At 40.8% G+C, this 19,581-nt stretch carries 16 protein-coding genes; 11 read left to right on the top strand and 5 right to left on the bottom strand.

What is annotated here, in order from left to right; all coding sequences use genetic code 11:
• Positions 1-36 precede the first annotated feature (36 nt).
• The 6 genes from AC2SLM_RS01390 (at position 37) to AC2SLM_RS01365 (ending at position 4,127) form a co-directional block, all read left to right on the top strand.
• The gene (locus tag AC2SLM_RS01390) at positions 37-666 is read left to right on the top strand and encodes a superoxide dismutase (RefSeq protein WP_486541609.1); all 630 of its coding nucleotides are present in this window, start codon (positions 37-39) and stop codon (positions 664-666) included.
• Positions 667-990: 324 nt separating this feature from the next.
• Entirely contained in the window at positions 991-1,242 is a 252-nt protein-coding gene (locus tag AC2SLM_RS01385; RefSeq protein ID WP_486551520.1) for a hypothetical protein, read from the top strand.
• Positions 1,243-1,281: 39 nt separating this feature from the next.
• A complete protein-coding gene (gene sodN, locus AC2SLM_RS01380) occupies positions 1,282-1,770 on the top strand; it encodes a superoxide dismutase, Ni (protein ID WP_486551518.1) in 489 nt (162 codons plus the stop codon).
• Positions 1,771-1,849: 79 nt separating this feature from the next.
• Positions 1,850-2,269 carry a S26 family signal peptidase gene (locus AC2SLM_RS01375; RefSeq protein ID WP_486551516.1) on the top strand — a complete coding sequence of 140 codons (420 nt, stop codon included), beginning with the start codon at positions 1,850-1,852 and terminating at the stop codon, positions 2,267-2,269.
• Between the two features lie 323 nt (positions 2,270-2,592).
• Entirely contained in the window at positions 2,593-3,762 is a 1,170-nt protein-coding gene (locus tag AC2SLM_RS01370) for a Na/Pi symporter (RefSeq protein WP_486551515.1), read from the top strand.
• Between the two features lie 83 nt (positions 3,763-3,845).
• Positions 3,846-4,127, top strand: coding sequence for a hypothetical protein (locus AC2SLM_RS01365; RefSeq protein ID WP_486551513.1), 282 nt, complete (start codon positions 3,846-3,848; stop codon positions 4,125-4,127).
• Positions 4,128-4,249: 122 nt separating this feature from the next.
• On the opposite strand, the gene AC2SLM_RS01360 is transcribed toward AC2SLM_RS01365, so the two are convergent.
• Positions 4,250-5,098, bottom strand: a complete 849-nt coding sequence (locus tag AC2SLM_RS01360; protein WP_486551511.1) for a DUF72 domain-containing protein — start codon at positions 5,096-5,098, stop codon at positions 4,250-4,252.
• Positions 5,099-5,412: 314 nt separating this feature from the next.
• Between AC2SLM_RS01360 and hemA the strand changes: the two genes are divergently transcribed.
• Positions 5,413-6,753, top strand: a complete 1,341-nt coding sequence (gene hemA / locus AC2SLM_RS01355; protein ID WP_486541622.1) for a glutamyl-tRNA reductase — start codon at positions 5,413-5,415, stop codon at positions 6,751-6,753.
• A 96-nt stretch (positions 6,754-6,849) separates the two neighbouring features.
• Here hemA and AC2SLM_RS01350 read toward each other — a convergent pair whose 3' ends face one another.
• Positions 6,850-7,470, bottom strand: coding sequence for a rhomboid family intramembrane serine protease (locus AC2SLM_RS01350; protein ID WP_486551510.1), 621 nt, complete (start codon positions 7,468-7,470; stop codon positions 6,850-6,852).
• Between the two features lie 480 nt (positions 7,471-7,950).
• Between AC2SLM_RS01350 and AC2SLM_RS01345 the strand changes: the two genes are divergently transcribed.
• Positions 7,951-9,762 (top strand): OmpA family protein, encoded by a 1,812-nt coding sequence (locus AC2SLM_RS01345; RefSeq protein ID WP_486551508.1) that lies wholly within the window; start codon positions 7,951-7,953, stop codon positions 9,760-9,762.
• Positions 9,763-9,951: 189 nt separating this feature from the next.
• Here AC2SLM_RS01345 and nagZ read toward each other — a convergent pair whose 3' ends face one another.
• The gene (nagZ, locus tag AC2SLM_RS01340) at positions 9,952-11,022 is read right to left on the bottom strand and encodes a beta-N-acetylhexosaminidase (protein ID WP_486541628.1); all 1,071 of its coding nucleotides are present in this window, start codon (positions 11,020-11,022) and stop codon (positions 9,952-9,954) included.
• A 324-nt stretch (positions 11,023-11,346) separates the two neighbouring features.
• On the opposite strand from nagZ, the gene AC2SLM_RS01335 reads away from it, so the two are divergent.
• Positions 11,347-13,554, top strand: coding sequence for a carboxy terminal-processing peptidase (locus AC2SLM_RS01335; protein ID WP_486551506.1), 2,208 nt, complete (start codon positions 11,347-11,349; stop codon positions 13,552-13,554).
• 1,822 nt (positions 13,555-15,376) lie between these two features.
• On the opposite strand, the gene ygfZ is transcribed toward AC2SLM_RS01335, so the two are convergent.
• On the bottom strand, positions 15,377-16,117 hold the full coding sequence (gene ygfZ, locus AC2SLM_RS01330; RefSeq protein ID WP_486551504.1) for a CAF17-like 4Fe-4S cluster assembly/insertion protein YgfZ: 741 nt from the start codon (positions 16,115-16,117) through the stop codon (positions 15,377-15,379).
• 456 nt (positions 16,118-16,573) lie between these two features.
• Here ygfZ and AC2SLM_RS01325 point away from each other — a divergent pair, with 456 nt between their 5' ends.
• Positions 16,574-16,927 carry a zinc ribbon domain-containing protein YjdM gene (locus tag AC2SLM_RS01325; RefSeq protein WP_486541634.1) on the top strand — a complete coding sequence of 118 codons (354 nt, stop codon included), beginning with the start codon at positions 16,574-16,576 and terminating at the stop codon, positions 16,925-16,927.
• 219 nt (positions 16,928-17,146) lie between these two features.
• Here the strand turns inward: AC2SLM_RS01325 and AC2SLM_RS01320 are convergent, their stop codons facing one another.
• Entirely contained in the window at positions 17,147-18,031 is an 885-nt protein-coding gene (locus tag AC2SLM_RS01320; protein WP_486543887.1) for a DegV family protein, read from the bottom strand.
• Between the two features lie 434 nt (positions 18,032-18,465).
• On the opposite strand from AC2SLM_RS01320, the gene ppk2 reads away from it, so the two are divergent.
• The gene (ppk2, locus tag AC2SLM_RS01315; protein ID WP_486543886.1) at positions 18,466-19,578 is read left to right on the top strand and encodes a polyphosphate kinase 2; all 1,113 of its coding nucleotides are present in this window, start codon (positions 18,466-18,468) and stop codon (positions 19,576-19,578) included.
• The last annotated feature ends 3 nt before the right edge of the window (positions 19,579-19,581 follow it).

Raw genomic sequence — 19,581 nt, 5'->3', positions numbered from 1 at the left:
AGTCAGTAAGGTTAAACCAGCCAAGGATAAAATAATATGTCAAATATCACATTACCAGAACTACCTTATGCAAAAGACGCACTTGAGCCACATATCAGTGCAGAAACTTTAGAATTCCACCATGATAAGCATCACGCTGCCTACGTTAACAAGCTTAATGATTTGCTTCCTGGTTCAGGTCTAGAAGGCAAAGAATTAGATGAAATCATCAAAGCAACGGCTAAAGATGACAGCAAACAAGGTATGTTTAACCAAGCTGCTCAAGTTTGGAACCATACTTTCTACTGGAACTGCATGACTCCAAACAATGGTGGCGGTGAACCTACTGGTGATCTTAAAGCTAAAATTGAAGAAGATTTTGGTTCTTACGACAAGTTCCGTGAAGAGTTTAAAAATGCAGCAACGTCTCAGTTTGGTTCAGGCTGGGCATGGTTAGTTGCTGATTCAGTGGGTGGTAAACTGTCAATCATGAAAACGGCGAACGCTGATACGCCACTGGCTCATGACAAAACAGCAGTATTAACCTGTGATGTTTGGGAACATGCATACTACATCGATTATCGTAACCGTCGTCCAGATTACGTGGATACCTTCCTTGATAAATTAGTAAACTGGGACTATGCCAATGCTAAATATAAAGGTCAAGACGCAGGTGTTGAAGAGTAATTTACAATAAAGCTTATTGTTTAAAAGACTTATTTTGTGAAATATCAGTCTTTTAATTATTAAAAAAGGATGCTTCGGCATCCTTTTTTGTTTTCTATCATTCATACAATAGTCGAATGCCATATACCCCATCTACCAGCCTATAACTCAATATTTAAATAATAATGATTTTCATTTACATTTTATAAGAATCAGGTTATGGTATTTTATGTTCCAATTAAAACTATCTTAATGACCTATGAGATACCGAAATGACTTAGCGTCATTTATGCGGTATAACCACCTAAGACTCACTATTTCAACCATTAGTATGGAATAAACCTTATGAAAGAATCAGCTGGTAGTAAAGTTTTAAATAAACCCAATGTACTCAATTCGTTTCCTACAGCAGTGATGGCTTTGTTTACTATCGTCTTCACGACGAATAGTGCAATGGCACATCCTGGCCATGATCATACTGCGAATGAATCTATGCTGATGCATGTACTTTTTTACGGCTCCATTGTTATTGCTTTAGCCGCCTGTATTTGGGTAGCCTATCGTCAGTTTACTAAGCAAAAAGACAAATGGAAATAGAACTCAAATCAACGTTTAACTATTTATAAGGAAGTTAATATGTTACATACGCTATTACAAAAAATGGATAAAGTGCGTGCTTTTCCAACCCTATCAGCACATTGTGATATTCCTTGCGGTATTTATGACACGACTCCGGCTCAAATCTTCGCGTTAAGTGTTTTACGATACTGTCATCAGATTGAGAGTCTCAGTGACAGCCGTGAAGATATGGCTAAATTTATTCGTTTAGTTGAAGATAAAGAAAAACATGCTGAATCAGTTAAGCATGAGATACGTATTATTTGGGGCGATTATTTTAAGGGTGAGCTACTTGAGAAATATCCAAATATTCATAAATTAACGCATGATATTATGCTAGCGGGCTCTGCTGCCAAACAGCACATCAGTGTTGAGAAAGCCGAGAAATTAGTTGAATTAGTTAATGAATTTGCTGAAACCTTTTGGGATTCAAAAGGGGTGGAGACGTATCGAGCGATTTGTCCTTATGAGCCTAAAGTCGAAACGGTTTATCCTAAATTAGGCTAAACGTGTTGTTTCTTTAGCGCAAGCTAAAAACTTATGAAGCTTAAGGTTATGAAGCTAAAAACTTATGAAGCTGAGAGTTATGAAAGTAACTGGAAATAGTATGCACCCGACTCTTGAGTCGGGTGCATTTGTATTGATATGGCACTCAAAATATCTTTATGAACAGCCGCACTTGATTGGCAAGGTGCCATATTTTGGTCAGCTTATATTGAATACTATGACTCTTAGGGCAGGCCATATTGTGGCTGTCAATCATCCAAAATATGGTCAGATAATTAAAAGAATAGTTCAGATTCAAGTGAAAGCAGAGCCGCCTATCGGGTCTAAGAGTCTTAATAAAAATCAACTAAGAGTTAGCCCCTATTATAGTCACTCTGTACGACTAAAACTAAGGGGTGATAACTGGGATGAAAGTGTCGGTATGGAAGCTTTGGGTTGGGTAGAAATTAAAGATGTCATTGGGAAAGTAATTTGTAAGGTAAGTCCAAAGAGCCATTGATTAAAAATCAATGACTCTTTTTTTAGATTTCATTTTAACTATCATTCAGTAATTAGCTCGATAATCGATTCTATAACACATAGTGTATAAGTCCCATATAAATGTCTACTATTGATAACTACTCTCAAGTTCTTTAAAATTATATTGTCTAAATTTAGTTAAACTATGTGATGTTTTATTTAGTTTTTATAAAAAATGTAACTATGGTGTAACAACCCTAATTTATAATCCGATTTTTAGTTTTGTTAAAATTATCTATTGACGTTATATGGTTTCAGGCTAGCCAGAGTAACTCGATAAATATTATTCATTAGGGAGTTTTTATGTCTGAAGCTATAAGCTCAATACCTAAACAGGGCGGCAATATGGCAGCTCGGTGGGTATTAGTTGCTGCATTAGTATATACGTTGATTTGTGCCGTAGGCATGATTGGTTCTGGCTTTAAAGGCGCGACGGCTGGCGAAGCAAAAGAGTTGTTTGCTTTTGCAACGAACCCATTTATGGGTCTGATAATCGGTATTGTTGCCACTGCTTTGATTCAATCATCTTCAACCGTCACCTCCATTATCGTTGGATTGGTTGCAGGTGGATTGCCTGTTGAACTGGCAGTTCCAATGGTGATGGGCGCTAATGTTGGTACATCAATTACCAATACGATTGTTTCGATGGGGCACATTACAAATAAGGAAGAGTTCAAAAGAGCTTTTGCCGCTGCTACGATACATGATTATTTCAACTTACTCTCCGTGGTCATCTTCTTACCGCTTGAGATTATGTTTGGCTTCTTAGAAAAAATAGGCACTTATTTTTCAACATTTATCGTGGGTTCAGCAGCGACAGACGGTGATGCTGTTTCCGTAGGATCATTTAACTTTATTAAAGCCGCTACTGCCCCTGTTGTTAATCTATTTAAACACCTGACAGGTGTACTCGATCAACCGTTAGCAGGTATAGCGTTAGCCCTTTTGGGTATTACACTAATATTTGTATCGATTACCTATATCGGTAAGTTATTAAAACAATTAATGGTAGGTAAAGCCAAAGATATTATGCATACCACAGTGGGCCGTGGTCCGATTAGTGGTATAGCTTCCGGCACAATCATTACTATTTTAGTTCAGTCTTCATCTACCACAACCTCATTAATGGTCCCTCTGGCAGGCTCAGGAACGTTTAGTTTAAAGCAAATTTATCCCTTTACTTTGGGCGCTAATATTGGCACGTGCATTACCGCACTCATTGCGTCATTTGCGGTTGAGGGTAATATGCAAGCAGCGGTAACCATCGCATTGATTCACTTAACCTATAATGTGATAGGCGTCGTGGTTATTTATGGTATCCCTTTCTTGCGTGATATACCTTTGAAATTAGCTGGCTGGTTGGCAAACCTTGCCTCAGAAAAGAAAGTGTATGCGTTAGCTTATATACTTGGGGTGTTCTTCGTAATTCCTCTTTTATGTGTTGGTGTTTCATATTCAGTAGGGTCAATGTAACAGAGGTAATATAGCCGATATAACTGTCGTTGATATCATGTCACACTGCACATTTATAATTTAAAGTTAATAGGATGGAAAAAATGATGGACGCAAGGGATAAAAGTACAACAGAACAAATAAGCACCTTAGATTCTATCGCAGAAAATGTCGCTATCAAATCTTCTGAGGAAATTAATCAGCTCATTAAAGAGACGGAAGAGACGCTATCAGCATTGATGAAGGAGCTTAAACGTCGTCAACAAGATAACATGCATAAAGAGATTGATCATCTTGAAGAATATATGGAAGAGGCGGACACCAGTTTTAAGAACTTAAGAAAGTTTATTGCGATGGCACTTGCTGAAATTCGTGGTGGAAAATAGTTAAAGTATTTTCCTTAAATGAGCATAGACGTATTGAAATTATGTGATTTTATCTATTATCGTATATGTATTATTAAAATAAAAAATCGCTGCGTTGTCAGCGATTTTTTTGTGTTCTTAATTTATAAAACCTTAAAATTGAGCGCCATTAAAGCCTCTCTTAGCATTGCAATGTTGTAATAGGCATGGGCATTGGTAGAGTTTTGGAAAAAGATATAAAGCTCATCAAAGTGTTGGCGTTGATTAGCGATTGCTTGCGCCCAAGCCTGCATCTCCTCTACTGAATAACGGTAATCATGGCGCTCACTGGCTGACATTGAATCCCAGCAGTTCAAATTATTACCATGCATACGCAAGTAGCCAGTGCGTTTAGCACCTTGTTGGACTGTAGAACACTGAGAGGTTTGGGTAAATAACAATCGTGATTGTGGTAATCCACTGACTTTGGGATAGTCGACACTACACCAAATAAGCCCATGCTTTTGGAAGCTGTGCTCTACTTGCGGGATATGCCAACTGGCATGGCGAAACTCTATCGCTAGGGGATAATCACTGAACCAATCGGTTAATTTAGCCAAATACAGACGATTTGAAACCGTTCTGTCAAATCCATGCGGAAACTGAATCAATAAAGGCGCCAGACAATCGGCCTCAATAATAGACTGCAAAGCTTCTATAAAGGCTGAGGCATGTTGCGCAGTTGCCGTTTGAGTATGGCTAAAATCTTGATGCAACTTTACCGCAAATTTCACTTGACCGTCAGACTTTCTAAGCATCCCCTCAAACGCTTTGTGACCTAGTGGCGCATAAAAGGTACTATTAATTTCAACGGCGCCATAATGTTTGGCGTATTCTGCTAAAAAATCTGTCTTTTTTGTACCCATGGGATACAGTGTACCGAGCATATCGGTATCGCTATATCCACCGGTACCCAAATAAACGGTAGGCGTTTGAGAAAGTGTCTTTGTCATAGGTTACCGCGTCAGAGTTATAGGCCAAAAAAGAAGATAGGTTAATATAATAATAAGCGGCCTTTAGCGTGTATTTATTAGCTCAATCACACTATTATATCGGATTGAACACAGTATCCGTGATTGCATATGCATTCGATGATATAATTCACGGTTTAATACATTAATTGTACTGGGGCGTTTTCTTATTCGTCCTTGATAATTGATGTGCACGCCTTATTACCTATTAATATAATCCATCTCGTGGACAATCATTGTCAGATTGTGCTCCTTTATTGAAACGGTTTAACGTCTATTAAATTGGTAGAGTTTACATGAACCTTGTTGTCATCGGTGTTAACCATAAAACAGCCCCCGTTGCTTTGCGCGAACGGTTGGCTTTTGTGGGCGACGACATTCAGGCCGCGCAAGCCCAATTACAGAAGATAACCGCCGGTAGTGTGATTATCTCTACCTGTAACCGTACCGAAATTTATGCGCTTGCACCCAATACCTATACCGCGAATGATCCGGCATATGTTACACAATCGGCGCAGCTAAAGACCGTATCGGCTACTGCACTTGCTGAGCAACTTATCAATTGGCTGGCTGAGTTTAAAGGCCTGCCTGCCAATGAAATACGTCCTTATTTATATGACTTTATTGATGGGCAAGCGCTAACCCATTGGCTGCGTGTAGCGGCCGGTCTGGACTCCATGATTTTGGGTGAGCCACAAATCTTCGGTCAAATTAAGCGCACCGTTAGCCAGGCCAAAGAAACTGGCTACTTGACCAATCATTTAAATTGGGTAGTAGAACAGATATTCGCAGCAGCCAAACGTGTGCGTAATGAGACGGATGTAGGTACACAGGCCATCTCTTTAGGATTTGCTGCGGCAAAATTAGTTACTCAGATATTTGATAAACCAGAAGATACGACCTTATTGGTGATTGCTGCTGGCGAGATGAATCGTCTGGTCACTCAGCATATTGCCGCGCTGGGCGTGCGCCGTATTCTGATTTGTAATCGTACCCCTGAGCGTGCTCAATTATTGGCAGAAGAGCTGCAGCGGCCGGGTTTGACTATCGAGGTGCATCCGCTTACTGTGCTAGACACGTTATTGTATCAAGCCGATATTGTGAGTAGCTGTAGTGGGAGTATGGATATGCTAATCGATAAATCCATGACCCGTAGCGCACTCAAAAAACGCCGTTATAAACCAATGCTAATGGTTGACTTAGCAGTACCAAGAGACATTGATTCAAAAGTTGGTAAGCTTGATGATGTGTATCTGTACTCTATTGATGACTTACAGCATGTGATTGCCGGTAACTTAGAGAAGCGTCGTCAAGCTGCTGTTGAAGCGGAGTTATTGGTCAGCCATTTGGTGGTTGAGATTGAGCGTCGCTATCAAGTACGTAAAGTCGGTCAAGACATTCATGATTATCGTCAGTTAGCAGAGCAAAAAGCGGAAAAAGTACTACAAGAAGCCTTGCATCAATTGAGAAATACAGACGCACCGGCAGAAGATGTGTTGACTGAATTAACCCGACGCTTAACTCAGACGCTATCTCACGCACCCTCATTGTTAATGCGCCGTGCTGCGCGCGATGGCGACGCAGAAGCACTGGATATGGTGATTTCTGGTCTAAAAGAAGCGTACCGCGCTAAATAAATCGTACACATTAAAAAGCCCGTCATTCAATTAAATGACGGGCTTTTTAATGTGTGATGTTTTAAATTATCAAAACGTCGCAAGTATCAGTGTGTTTTAGAAGCGCGGATGTAATAACGCATTTAAGAAATGAGGAATCACATTGGGCTCAAGTAATATAGTTGCTAACACGCCGAACGCGCCGCCCCATAAATGCGCAAGATGGTTCACTGATGAGCCGCCTTTATTATTGGCATACACACTATAGGCCACATAGGCAATGGCGAAGACAATCGCAGGGATAGGAACGACGGCAAATAAATACAGCATACTCCAAGGCGCCATCAAGATATAGGCGAACAAGATAGCAGAGACCCCACCTGAAGCACCTAGGCTACGGTAGCGGGGGTTATCTTTATGCTGTAAGTAGCTCGGAATCATCGCTGCAATAATCGCAATCAAATAAACGGCAATAAATCCAAAGCCGCCTAAGTATTGATTAAAGAATCGTTCGACCACACGCCCGAAAAAGTACAAGGTAAACATGTTAAATAATAGGTGTGAGCCATCGGCATGGATAAAGCCATGAGTAATGAAGCGATACCATTGTCCCTTATTAACCGCAGGCGGATAGAAAATCAGTCGACCCATCAAAGCGGTATTTTGCCATGCTAAAAAGCTAATAATGACCGTAATGGCAATAATTAGCGTCGTATGGTTACTCAATAAACTGTTCACGGTTATTCCTTAGTGCATTTATATGGGTATAAAGCAGTTCTTAATACTGTTTGTTATCGTATCTCAGGTGTATTATATAGAGTAACAACTGCGTCGACAGCCTTAAATGGTGGTGTTGTCTATATTTATCATGGTTTCAATTTATAGTTTTAGCATGAATTATTATCAGTTTGTCACCAATTCACATGTCTGTAACACGGTTTAACTGATAATTTACCTTAATATAACGGAGTTGTTTTCAAGATAGGGTAGTGTAGTACACAACTGCGGTAAAGAGGTAACTCTCTCGTATGATTTGGACGCTTTATATATTAATTATCGTGCAATTGTGTATTAATTAACGTGTAATAAGGATAAATTCAACAGTTTGTTGTGTTTAACTAATTATAAAAAGCACGGGTTATACATCGTTTATAAAAGCAAAGCGTAGGATGAGGGAAATAACTTATCGTATATTTTTAATTATTTAGGAGGATTGTTATGGATATTATTGGTCATTTAACGCGTACAGTAACGCCTGCGGTACTAGGCGACAACCGTACCCCAGAAAACGAAAACTTATTACAGCAGTTCTATGCTCTTTTTGTGAGCAGCTTAGCTGATCAAGAATCATATGGTCGTATTGGCGATCAAGAAGTTCGCGGTGATGATAGTGGTTTCTTTGATCGTTTTTGGCATGATGAGCGTAAAAGAAATAGCTTAACGCGTGAACTTTCAACAGCAAACCACGTTGATAAAACAGAAGCTCAAGCTTTAATGTCAACTGCATCACCATTAGCATTTAACGAGATTAAAAGCTTAGCGGGTACTACGCCAGTGCCTCAGTTCTTGCGTGATAACCTATCTTCTTATCGTGATCATATCCCTGCATGGGCTGCGATGAGTGGACTAGTACCAGCAGGTTTATTAGCGGCAAACAATGCTAAGAAAGAAGCACCTGCTGCTGCAACTACGACGACTACTGAAGCGCCGAAAGCAACGACAGCTGCTACCACTGCTGCTCCAGTTGCCGCTGCCGCTGCTACCTCTGAAACCGAGCCAAAACCAGGTCATCGTATCTCTGATACAACAAGTACTGAACCCCTTCATCGTAAAGAAGAAGAGGGCGGTAGCTTCTTAAAAGCATTATTACCAATTATTGGTTTAATTATTTTAGCAGCGCTAGCTTGGGCATTATTGAAAGGTTGTCAGGACAATCCAGAGCCTGTAGCAACGCCACCTCAGCAAGTAGAGCAATCTGCTGAAAATGCAGTCGTTGCTGATAATGTAGAGGTAGAGCCTGCCGTATTATCTTTATCGAGTGGTGAAGGTAATCAATTATATTCTTGCCGTATAAATGCAGGTAATGACGCTTTAAACGATACAATCATGTCTTCAATGAATGAAGTGTTTGCAGGCGAAGCGGATAAATGTCGAGCTGATATTGATGATAACTTCGCGACTGATATGCCAGCCGCAGAGTACTTAGGCGCAATTTTACCGCTTATTAAGAATACGCCTAATGCGAACGTTATTATTAAAGGTGAGGACATTATAGTTAACTCACCAGATGATGCGCAACTACAGCAGTTGGTTTCAGACTTGAAAGCAGCAGCGCCTGGTCTTAATGTTATGGCTGAAGGTCCACTTGATTTGCAAGGTGAAATTGATCGCAGTATCACCGAAGCGAATGCTGGACTTGATGCATTAGGAGACAACCCAGATCCTCGTGACGTTGCACGCGCATTAAGTCGTCAAGTGGTTAATTTCGAATTTGATGATTCTGCTATCCCAGACGTTAATAAACCTGTTCTAGACCGCGCTGTAGAAATTATGAAGAAAACGCCTGATATGGAATTATTGATCATTGGTCATACTGATGCAATAGGCACGAATGAGTATAATATTCCATTATCTCAGCGTCGAGCTCAGTCTATTAAAGACTACATGGTTTCTCAAGGTGCTGATGCTGATCGTTTAAAAATTAAAGGTATGGGTGAGTCTGATCCAATCGCGACTAATGAAACGGACCAAGGTCGTTTCCGTAACCGTCGCATCGAATATGTCGTATATGATGAGTCGATGGGTCAAGCCGATGAAAACGGTATTGTGGTAGCACCAGATTCAGAAATTCGTGAAACTGAAGTGAAAAATAAGGGTACTTCATCTCCTGAAGCTTCTGCTCCTGCGGCCACTCATGACGATGGGTTAGAGTTAGATCCTGACTTAAACCCATTAGATGATAATAATGATGATTTAATGCCAGATGGCGATGATCATTTATTGGTTCCTGAGTCTGATACTGCACAATAAATATCACCATTCCACAAACTTAGAGTAGTTTAAATAAAAATACCGTCCAAATTGGGCGGTATTTTTTTGAGAAAATTAGGGACTGTATATAACCCCTTAATATCAATATTTGGCGAGGGAGGCTAACGCTGTCCTTTTCAGTTTACCTAAGTCTTTAATGTTTGAATCGGCGTGTTTATACGGACGCTATTATTTTAAATAATTGGTCGGATCTTTATCTAAATTAGCGGTTATAGACTCCTTAAAAAAAGCCTCACTAATATTGTGCTTAGCTTGCGCCCAGTAATCAAACTGAGCACAGGTAGCCTCCAAACTTCCTTGCCACTGTGGAATGATACTACGCATGGTATGTAAACGCTGTTGATTGGGCTGTGGCAATTGCTCCGCCATCTCAATGGCTTGGATGGCGGCAGTGCGGTCATTACAAATCAGTGCCATATCACAACCTGCACTAAGCGCAGCAGTGACTCTCGCTGTGATATCCCCTGCAATATGAGCCGCTTTCATAGACAAATCATCTGAAAATAAAACACCTTCAAAGCCTAACTGCTTACGGGCGATGTCCTGTAGCCATGTTTTTGAAAATCCAGCAGGTTTATCATCTATTTGCTTAAAGATAACGTGTGCCGGCATCAAAGCATCCAGCCAAGGTAGGCATTGAATAAAAGGCTGTAAGTCAATTTGTTTGATTTCGTCTAAACTGCGTTCATCAATCGCATCAGCCACATGGGAGTCTGGAGCTATTGAGCCGTGACCTGGGAAGTGTTTGCCTGTAGTTGCCATACCGGCAGTTTTCATACCGCGCATAAATTGAGTAGATAGCGCCACGATTGCTTCGGTACGCGCATGGAAACTGCGGTCGCCAATAACTTTACTGACGCCGTTGATATCAAGTACCGGTGCGAAGCTAATATCAATCCCCACAGCTATAACCTCAGCTGCCATTAAATAGCCGCAATCATAGGCCAACGATAACGCCTTGATGGGATAGGTATTGAATAAATCACCTAATTTGCCCATGGCAGGAAGCGGGGTAAAGCCTTGACGCAAACGAGCAACGCGGCCGCCTTCTTGATCGGCACCAATGATAATATCTGGCTTTATTTGGTGAATCTCATCACACAGCGCACGGACTTGCTCAGGCGTCTCTACATTACGAGCAAACAGAATAAGCCCGCCCACCTCTGCTCGACTTAATACTAAGCGGTCCGCCTCAGTGAGCTTGGTACCTGCTACATCAATCATTAATGCCCCGTACATACGCCACCCCATCTTTTAAAGTGTTTTAAGCTAAAAGTTAATCCGTTATTATTACAGTAAATGAGCCCAATACCAACCTTATCGTGAGCATCACTATGATGCTATTAAGCATCTTGTTATTAGTGGTTGTTAGAGCAGGGAAGACGCTTGAGGTTGGTAAGTATAATTACTTGCCTGATATTAACCATGAATGCTGTGATAAATAGGCTCTAAGATATGCAAAGGTAAGAATGCATATACAGTTTTAGACAGTCAGCAGTGGTTTGTTATGCTAATATCGAGGCACCATACCTATAATGTAAAAAGAATAAGCGAGAACATTTTATGAGATTTCAACCAACACAGCTGGTGCTCGGTGCTGCCGCAATTGGTGTCGCAGGGATAGTCTTTTCACACAGTTACTCTGAAGCGGTTGCCGCAGATCATAAAAACTTCAAGGTAACACCAGAACAACAGTTAACGACTCGCCAAGTCGCTGCTTTGCTTGATAGAGCCCATTATTCTAATCAGCGTCTTGATGAAGAGATGGGTCGTAAGATCTTAGCGATGTATTTTGATCGTTTAGATGCCAATCACACGTTATTTCTGCAATCAGATATCGATGAGATGACTCGCAAATATGGGTCAAAATTTGCCTCATTATTAAAACGTGGCGACTTAAGTGCAGTGCAAGATATTTTTAATCGTTATACGCAGCGCTCAAATGAGTATTATGATTTTGCTGATAAGTTCTTGTCAAAAGAGATTGATCTGCACCGTAATGATTCGGTGGTGTTAGACCGTGAAGAAGCACCAAGATTTAAGAATGCCGCAGAACAAAAAGCCTATTGGGAACGTCAGTTAACGCTACAGGTTATCAATCTAACCTTGGGTCAAGAAGAAGATAGAGCACGTGATAATCTGTATCGTGAAAACCCTGAGCTCACCAAGGGCAATGATTTAATTTTAAATGAAGACAGAAGCCCTGCTGAAATTCTATTAAATCGTCTGCATCGTCAGCAAGAGCAGTTAGATCGTATTAAGAGTGACGAGGTCATGGAGTCAGTACTTAATAGTGCGACGCTGACCTATGATCCGCATAGTAATTATTATGCGCCGGTACAAGCGGTAGAGATGCAGGTTCAGTCTAACTTGCAGCTAGAGGGTATTGGCGTATCGATTCGTCCCTATCGCAAGAATCCAGATTATACTCAAATCGTAACACTGGTTGATGGTGGTCCTGCGGCGAAGTCGGGTCAGATTCAGCCGAATGATTTGATTATCGCGGTTGCTAAAGACGGCGAGAAGCTACAAGACGTGGTGGGCTGGTCGACACGTGAAGTGGTGTCTTTAATACGTGGTGAGCGCGGCACTGATGTGATTGTCAAAGTAAAACAGCCCAATAGCCCTGACGCAGCAGCACGTACTATCGTGATTACCCGTGATATAATCGAGCAAGAAGATGCGGGTGTCACTCATCGTGTGATTACGGTCAAACCGGAAGGTAGCGATGAAGAAAAACGTATTGGTGTGTTAGAGATTCCAAGCTTCTATCTAAACTACCGTGCGCGCCGTAGTGGTCAAAACTACCGTAGCGTGAGTATCGATACGCAAAATGAGCTGAAAAAGCTGAACAAAGAAAATATCGATGGTCTCGTGGTTGATTTACGTAATAATCCAGGTGGCTCATTAGATGAAGTCGCTAAAATGTTGGGACTGTTTATTAAAGAAGGGCCTTTAGTTCAGATTCGTGATAACCGAGGTAATGTTCAGGTTTATCAAGATGAAGACGGCGGCAAACAGCTGTATTCAGGCGATATGGTGGTGATTACCAACTTAGCATCAGCATCAGCATCAGAGATTTTCGCGGCAGCGATTCAAGACTATGGCCGCGGCTTAGTGGTGGGTAGCACCACAACCGGTAAAGGTTCAGCACAAGTTCAGTTAGATAGCTTGGCATTAGGCTCAGCAACATTGACCCAGCGTAAATTCTACCGAGTGACCGGTGGTAGTACCCAGAATAAAGGTGTTGTTCCTGATGTAGAGCTGGTAAATATCTATGATGGAGCCGAGTTTAGTGAGCGCGACCAGAAATATGCGATGGCTTGGGATACCATTCAGACCTCGCCTTATAAACCTGAAGGCAGATTCAGCAGCGATACGCTAGCGACGCTTAACCAGCAATCCAAAATCCGCCAGACGACGAATCCTCAGTTTGTCTATTTAGACACATTGAATAAAATCCGTGATATGGAAGATGATAAGAAAGCGGTCGTGCTTAATATTGACAAGCGCCGTGCGCATCAGAAGCAAGTAGAGCAAAAAACGCTGCAAGCAGAAAATGCCCGTCGTCAAGCTGAAAGTAAGAAGCCTTATCGAAGCTGGACTGAGTATCAAGCAGCGACTGAGGCCTTATTTGAAGAGCGCAGTCGTATGAAGACAGATGAACGTCCTAAGTTGCCAGAGAGTGAAGTGTTTGTCACCGAAGCAGCCAAGATTATGCTCGAGGCTAATAAGCTTAAAAGGTTCCAAGAATTACGTGACGCACGATAAGTAAGTTTGGGTTAATCCACCTTAAGCCTATCTCTTAAGCTTAGATAGTCCAGTCCCAAATGGCGTAACCCCTCAAGTTTTATTAAACTTGAGGGGTTTTTTTAGCTTATTTTTAGTTAACTATTATTTTAAGTGTTAAAAAATCACTTTATTTACCAAAATCTGAAAGATTATTTATGTAACTGTGTGTGGTTTTTTTGCCTATATTTCTGGATTATTTTTGACCAAGAATTTGTCTAATTCTATATAGAGTAAGGCTTTAAGAGGTTTTAATTCATTGATATCATTATATTTTATTTTTGAACTTTCTTAAAAATCACGCTTTTGTAAGCATATGCTTACACCACTAGACGCTATAGCGACTTACATAGTCTTACCTAATTTGCGATTATAGCTTTACGGCATCAAGGATGATGACTCAAAGGATTGAGTGCTTAACATATCAGCTTAGGTTGATAAAGAAAGTTTCCGTATTAGGGATGAATAGCTATGTATAGGTTGGATGTATTTCTAATTTTAAACCATAGCGCTTATGAGTCAACTATCTAGCTTGATAGGAGACCATAAGTAAAGTAGGGACACATGACCAGACATCAAAGACGATGTTTAGGGCGCAACACCAGAGCAGGATGCTCGCTATTATTCGCTCATCTAGGATGGAAGTGGGAATAATAAATAGTTAGGATAACAAACAATTAAAGCCGCATAGCGAAAGTTATGCGGCTTTGTTGTATCTGGAGAATTTGAAGAGGCTAGATAAACGTTCAAATCAATAGTTTTCAAAATGGATTTTGGCTGATTATTTATTTAGCTAATATTTTATTTAAATAAAAATTTAGCAGTGTTCTATCGCCAAATATAAGGTAGCTCATTACCTAGCCCTTATAGTCAAAGGTTTAAGCTAGCATAAGTTGTTAAAAACGCAATAAAAGTTTGGCCGAAATAACTCAAATGTAAGCATATGCTTACACGACTAGACGCTATAGCGACTTACATAGTCTGATGTAATTTGAGACTATAGCTCTACGGCATCAAGGATGATGACTCAAGGATTGAGTGCTTAACGTATCAGCTTAGGTTGATAAGAGAAGCTTCCGTATTATGGATAGGCCGCTATTGCTAGATTTTAATGAAAATTGGAATCGTCACGATAGCATCTATGAACAGAGTGTCTAGATTGATACTGTGTCATGGGTTAAGCAAGGATGCATGACTGTGATAACGCTGCTAGGATGGACAGGATTATCACAGTAACGGTATGAATAGAGCAGGATGCTCGCTGTTATTGGCTATACTAGGATGGTGTAGAAAACAACAGAGCTTTGGATGGCTTATGATAAAAGCTGCATAGCGAAAGTTATGCGGCTTTGTTGTGTTTGGTAGATAATAAATCTTACGATAGAAGCGACTGTTGACTTATAGGTGAAATAGGCCAATCAAGTTTGATAATCATCAGCTTAAAGTATTGGCTAGTAAGATAACCTCTACAATCAGGCCGGTAGTGCCATCTGTGCGCTTATTGGCTTTAATATGACCCTGATGCGAGCCAATCACTGCATGGCTGAAGTGTTTAGGTAATCACGAAAGGTGCTTAATTTGATAAATGGTTGGAAGATAAGCTCGGTAGGGTACTGACTATAAAATGATCTTTTGTATAAACTAAGCGTACGATATTCGGTATCCGTTATTGATATGGATAGAAAATTAACATTGAAATTAGTAATTAAAAAAAGCGACATCTTGAAAAAGATGTCGCTTTTTGCTTTATTTCAATGAGCGATGCTCTAAAAGCAGTCCGTTATTAACAGTAACAATAAACGGGTTATTCAGCGTTACGTGCCACGTCGGCCTGAAGGGCAGGCGGTAAGTCTATTACCTGTAAATCTGATTCTTCTATTTTTTCCGGACGGGCCACAACTAATGCTTCAAATCCGCCTTCGGTAGCAAGGGCATTGACCACCTGAATTTTATCCAAACTCTCACCAGCTTCTGGCACATCGCCTTCGCCTTTCACGCGGTGCAAGAACGCCTTCGGTGATGCTTTGAAGTAGATGCGCGCAATCACTTCTTGGCCTAAGTAGCAGCCTTTATTATAGTGTACGCCGTCACGTTGATGTAAACGCAGCTCTTGTGGTTGGAATTGACCTCGTGTAGCCTCTGTAATCCAGTAGTTACCGGTCGCAATACTGCGCGCCATCCACTGCTCTGGATCATTTTTATCAGCATCGAGACTAAAGCTTGGTTTTTGGGTCTCATCGCCCTTATCTAATACGCAAGGATAGATATCGACAGGTTCTGAAAGGGTCACTTTATAAAAGGCGCCATATTTTTTGAAGTGGGCTTGAAACGCTTCTTCGCAATCAGCACTAATCACGATATCAAATTGATTTTCCTCTAGTTTTTTTACCCAAAGACCGAAATCAATACGGCCTTTGATATTGGCAATGGCAGTCGGACGATAATCTGCATCTAATAGTTTAATATTAACAGTAACTTGGCCTTGCAAGAATTTGGCGGCATCTTCGCCTTGTAACGTCATTTGTTTGAATGAAACCGTTGTCATAGTGTATACCTTTTATTATCGAACAAAGATGGTTTGAGTGATTCTGTAATAGGTTATAGGAGTACTAGTATTCGCTATTTGCACAGCTTTTGAAAGGCAGCTTATTTTATTTAAATTTTAATGGCTAAACATAGAGTAAAGCAGGTAACCGGATTGATAAAGTGTCCTCTTGTTTATAGTGGATTGATTAGGGTGGTGCGCGCATATTTCAATGATGAGCGATTGACTGGATGTCTCTTAATTGAAAGTGCGGCTAATAAACTGGCTAGGTAAAGCAAAGTTGGGCGTGGTAGGGTACAATATAGGGGCATAAATGACTTACGTTTTCTATTTAATTGATGAGTATTCGGACGTGGTTTTACAGCGGTAATTGTTTCTTTGAGTCTAGATAGCCGGTAACAATAACGCGGCTCAGAGACAACCGTATAAAATGATGTCCCTACCAATGAGGATAAAATGAGCTTACCTAATTGCCCAAGTTGTGATTCTGATTTGACCTATGAAGACGGCGCTTTATTGGTGTGCCCAATGTGTGCCCATGAGTGGACCGCTGAAGAAGCCGACAATGCAGCATCAGAAGAATCAGAAGCTGTGATTCGTGATGCGGTTGGTAACGAGCTGCAAGATGGCGATGCAGTGACTGTGATTAAAGACTTGAAAGTAAAAGGGTCATCAACTCCGATTAAAGTGGGTACCAAAGTAAAAAGCATTCGCTTATTGCATGACGCGCCAGATGATCACGACATTGATTGTAAAGTCGATGGTTTTGGCCAAATGAAATTAAAATCATCGGTTGTGAAAAAAGCATAATTATTATTCCAGCGCTTTAGCTACTAATAAAAAGCCCTCGTATTTTAGATACGAGGCCTTTTTTAGTTAATAATGTATAGCAAATGATTTATAGTTGCCATCAGGTAAATGAGGTACAAGGCAACTGAGTGCAAGCACTACTGTAGTAGGCTTAGCGAGGTTAACACAGTAACGCTTTTATATGGCTGTGACTATAGATGAAGTATGACGCGCTGAATATCACATAGTCGGACACAGGTTAGCAGCGTAAGGTATATCGCCTTCAAATACACATAAACCCAGTCCACTTGGGCCATGGTTTGCCAGTGAAATTGACGATACGGGCAATACCGCAATTTTTTCAATCCCTGTTTTTTGCTTTAACATCTGCAAAAAGCGGGCGTCCAAATCAGGACGACCAGCACTTAACATATACGCAAACGAGTCTTTACGCTTTACCGTATCACTCAATTGCTCAATTACGTAATAAAAGGCCTTGTCAAGTTTGCGAATCTTGATAATCGGCAGTACTTCACCTTCATCAGATACTTTAAGTACCGGCTTAATACTAAAGAAAGTCGCAAAGAATCCTGCTGGAGCAGATACTTTTTTGTTCTTAATCAAATAAGATAAATCATCTGCCACAAATAGCATTTTGTGACTGCCACGAATCGTATCCAAACGTGCAGCGATATCTGGCATAGTATGACCTTGCTGCATTAACCGGTCAGCCTCTAGCGCTAACAAGGCCTCGCATGCATTTAAATCTTTGGTGTCATAAACGTAGACATCCATGCGGTCTTTAAAGGTCTGTGCAACGCGGCTGATAATGTTATAGCTTTCACTAACATGTGAGGAGAGCGTGGTGATAAATACCTCTTTAACACCCTGCTCATGCAATTTACTAAGCTGCATCGCGACTTCTTCTGCAGGGGCAGGCGAGGTGTGCACAGGCGAGTGGCTGACCTCGTTCATTAAGCGCTGTAGACGGGTACTATTGATGTTTCTGCCATCAGTAAATTCGACATTATTAACGTGAATACGTAAGCGAATAAGCTCGACATTATGTTTGATATCCATATCATCAAGCCCAGAGGAGGATGTACTTAAAACCTTGCGACTCATACTTGGGCACCTAGTATCTTTATGGCGGTATGCTTTTAAAACAAAGCATACTCTAATTTTTGAGCATTTTACAAATGCATTATTCACTCGATTATAGAGGGATAATTAGGCTTAGGATAGTCAAAACCGCAGTTAATTGTAGGGACAACAGTCATTTAGCACAGAATAAGAGTTTGTTTATACTTATTGGAAGGTGAAAGTGATAACTAATACCTGTTTTTAGATGCTCAACAATCAACATAAAGTCAATAAGAATATAGGAATAACACACAGATTATAGGAATACACATAACTTTTTTAAGGTGTTATTTAGTATTGATGAAAAACAATTAATGGGTCACGAATTGCCGCAGATAACTGACCTGATTATTGCTATACTTAATTTAAAGACAGCTATTTTAGTATAGTATTTTACTTAATAATGGGAGCGGAGTATGTCAAAGAAATCCAAAAAGCCTGAGCAAGTTTCGGACGAGTATGTCACTAGTGAAAAAGACATCGAGAAATACGAAACCAAAAAGAAAAAACAAGGCAGCCGTATCAAAACCAAAGAGGTAATTGATCAAGTTATCCTCAAGGATTTGGTAGAAGGTAATATTGAAGGCATCTCTGAAGACCTACAAGCACTGATTCATGATGCCGCTCCTGATGATTTGGTTAAGCTAAAAGATTTGTTTGCCAAACATGCACTGGCCAATCAAGTGAAAACGGGCAGCAAAAGAGACGATGAGCTGTCTGATAACTGGCGCGAGGGTGGCTATCCTTACAAAAATCGCTTGTCGCGCAAAACTTATGAAAAGCAAAAGTATCACTTGCAAGTAGAGCTGTTAAAGCTACAGCGCTGGGTACGTGATACCGATCAAAAAGTTGTTATCCTCTTTGAAGGTCGTGATGCGGCTGGTAAAGGGGGTTCAATTAAGCGCTTTATGGAGCACTTAAACCCACGTAGTGCGCGCGTTGTAGCACTAGAAAAGCCAACAGAGCGTGAAATGGGTCAGTGGTACTTCCAGCGTTATATTCAGCACTTACCTTCAGTCGGTGAGATGGTGTTATTTGACCGCTCTTGGTATAACCGTGCTGGCGTTGAGAGGGTAATGGGTTTTTGTACTGATGAGCAATACCAGACCTTTATGAAGCAAACGCCAGAGTTTGAAAAGCACCTGATTGACTCAGGTATTCATCTTATTAAGTTCTGGTTCTCAGTGAGCCGTGATGAGCAGCGTCGCCGTTTTAAGCAGCGTGAAGCGCATCCATTAAAGCAGTGGAAGCTGTCACCAATTGATATGGCATCACTGGATAAATGGGATGATTACACCCTAGCTAAAGAAGCGATGTTCTACAATACAGATACTGCTGAGTCGCCTTGGATTGTGATTAAATCTGACTGTAAAAAACGTGCGCGTCTAAATGCTATGCGCTATGTGTTAAACAAACTTCCCTACGATGGCAAAGACAAGAAACAAGTGGGTAATGTCGATCCATTAATCGTGGGCCGTGCTGGTGCGCTTTATGAGCTTGGAGAAAAAGAAGACCTTGCGGTTGAATAAACG

The organism is Psychrobacter sp. CX16 (genome assembly GCF_057396245.1).
The sequence above is the reverse complement of the archived record's forward strand: the minus strand, read 5'-3'. Positions and strand labels throughout refer to the sequence as shown.

What these genes read in the sequence shown, in the direction of transcription:
- ygfZ (WP_486551504.1), bottom strand. Translation starts at nt 16,117, where the DNA reads ATGACAACGGTTTCATTCAAACAAATGACGTTACAAGGCGAAGATGCC.
- hemA (WP_486541622.1), top strand. Translation starts at nt 5,413, where the DNA reads ATGAACCTTGTTGTCATCGGTGTTAACCATAAAACAGCCCCCGTTGCT.
- AC2SLM_RS01335 (WP_486551506.1), top strand. Translation starts at nt 11,347, where the DNA reads ATGAGATTTCAACCAACACAGCTGGTGCTCGGTGCTGCCGCAATTGGT.
- AC2SLM_RS01370 (WP_486551515.1), top strand. Translation starts at nt 2,593, where the DNA reads ATGTCTGAAGCTATAAGCTCAATACCTAAACAGGGCGGCAATATGGCA.
- sodN (WP_486551518.1), top strand. Translation starts at nt 1,282, where the DNA reads ATGTTACATACGCTATTACAAAAAATGGATAAAGTGCGTGCTTTTCCA.
- AC2SLM_RS01320 (WP_486543887.1), bottom strand. Translation starts at nt 18,031, where the DNA reads ATGAGTCGCAAGGTTTTAAGTACATCCTCCTCTGGGCTTGATGATATG.
- AC2SLM_RS01325 (WP_486541634.1), top strand. Translation starts at nt 16,574, where the DNA reads ATGAGCTTACCTAATTGCCCAAGTTGTGATTCTGATTTGACCTATGAA.
- AC2SLM_RS01345 (WP_486551508.1), top strand. Translation starts at nt 7,951, where the DNA reads ATGGATATTATTGGTCATTTAACGCGTACAGTAACGCCTGCGGTACTA.
- AC2SLM_RS01390 (WP_486541609.1), top strand. Translation starts at nt 37, where the DNA reads ATGTCAAATATCACATTACCAGAACTACCTTATGCAAAAGACGCACTT.
- ppk2 (WP_486543886.1), top strand. Translation starts at nt 18,466, where the DNA reads ATGTCAAAGAAATCCAAAAAGCCTGAGCAAGTTTCGGACGAGTATGTC.
- AC2SLM_RS01385 (WP_486551520.1), top strand. Translation starts at nt 991, where the DNA reads ATGAAAGAATCAGCTGGTAGTAAAGTTTTAAATAAACCCAATGTACTC.
- AC2SLM_RS01365 (WP_486551513.1), top strand. Translation starts at nt 3,846, where the DNA reads ATGATGGACGCAAGGGATAAAAGTACAACAGAACAAATAAGCACCTTA.
- AC2SLM_RS01360 (WP_486551511.1), bottom strand. Translation starts at nt 5,098, where the DNA reads ATGACAAAGACACTTTCTCAAACGCCTACCGTTTATTTGGGTACCGGT.
- nagZ (WP_486541628.1), bottom strand. Translation starts at nt 11,022, where the DNA reads ATGTACGGGGCATTAATGATTGATGTAGCAGGTACCAAGCTCACTGAG.
- AC2SLM_RS01375 (WP_486551516.1), top strand. Translation starts at nt 1,850, where the DNA reads ATGAAAGTAACTGGAAATAGTATGCACCCGACTCTTGAGTCGGGTGCA.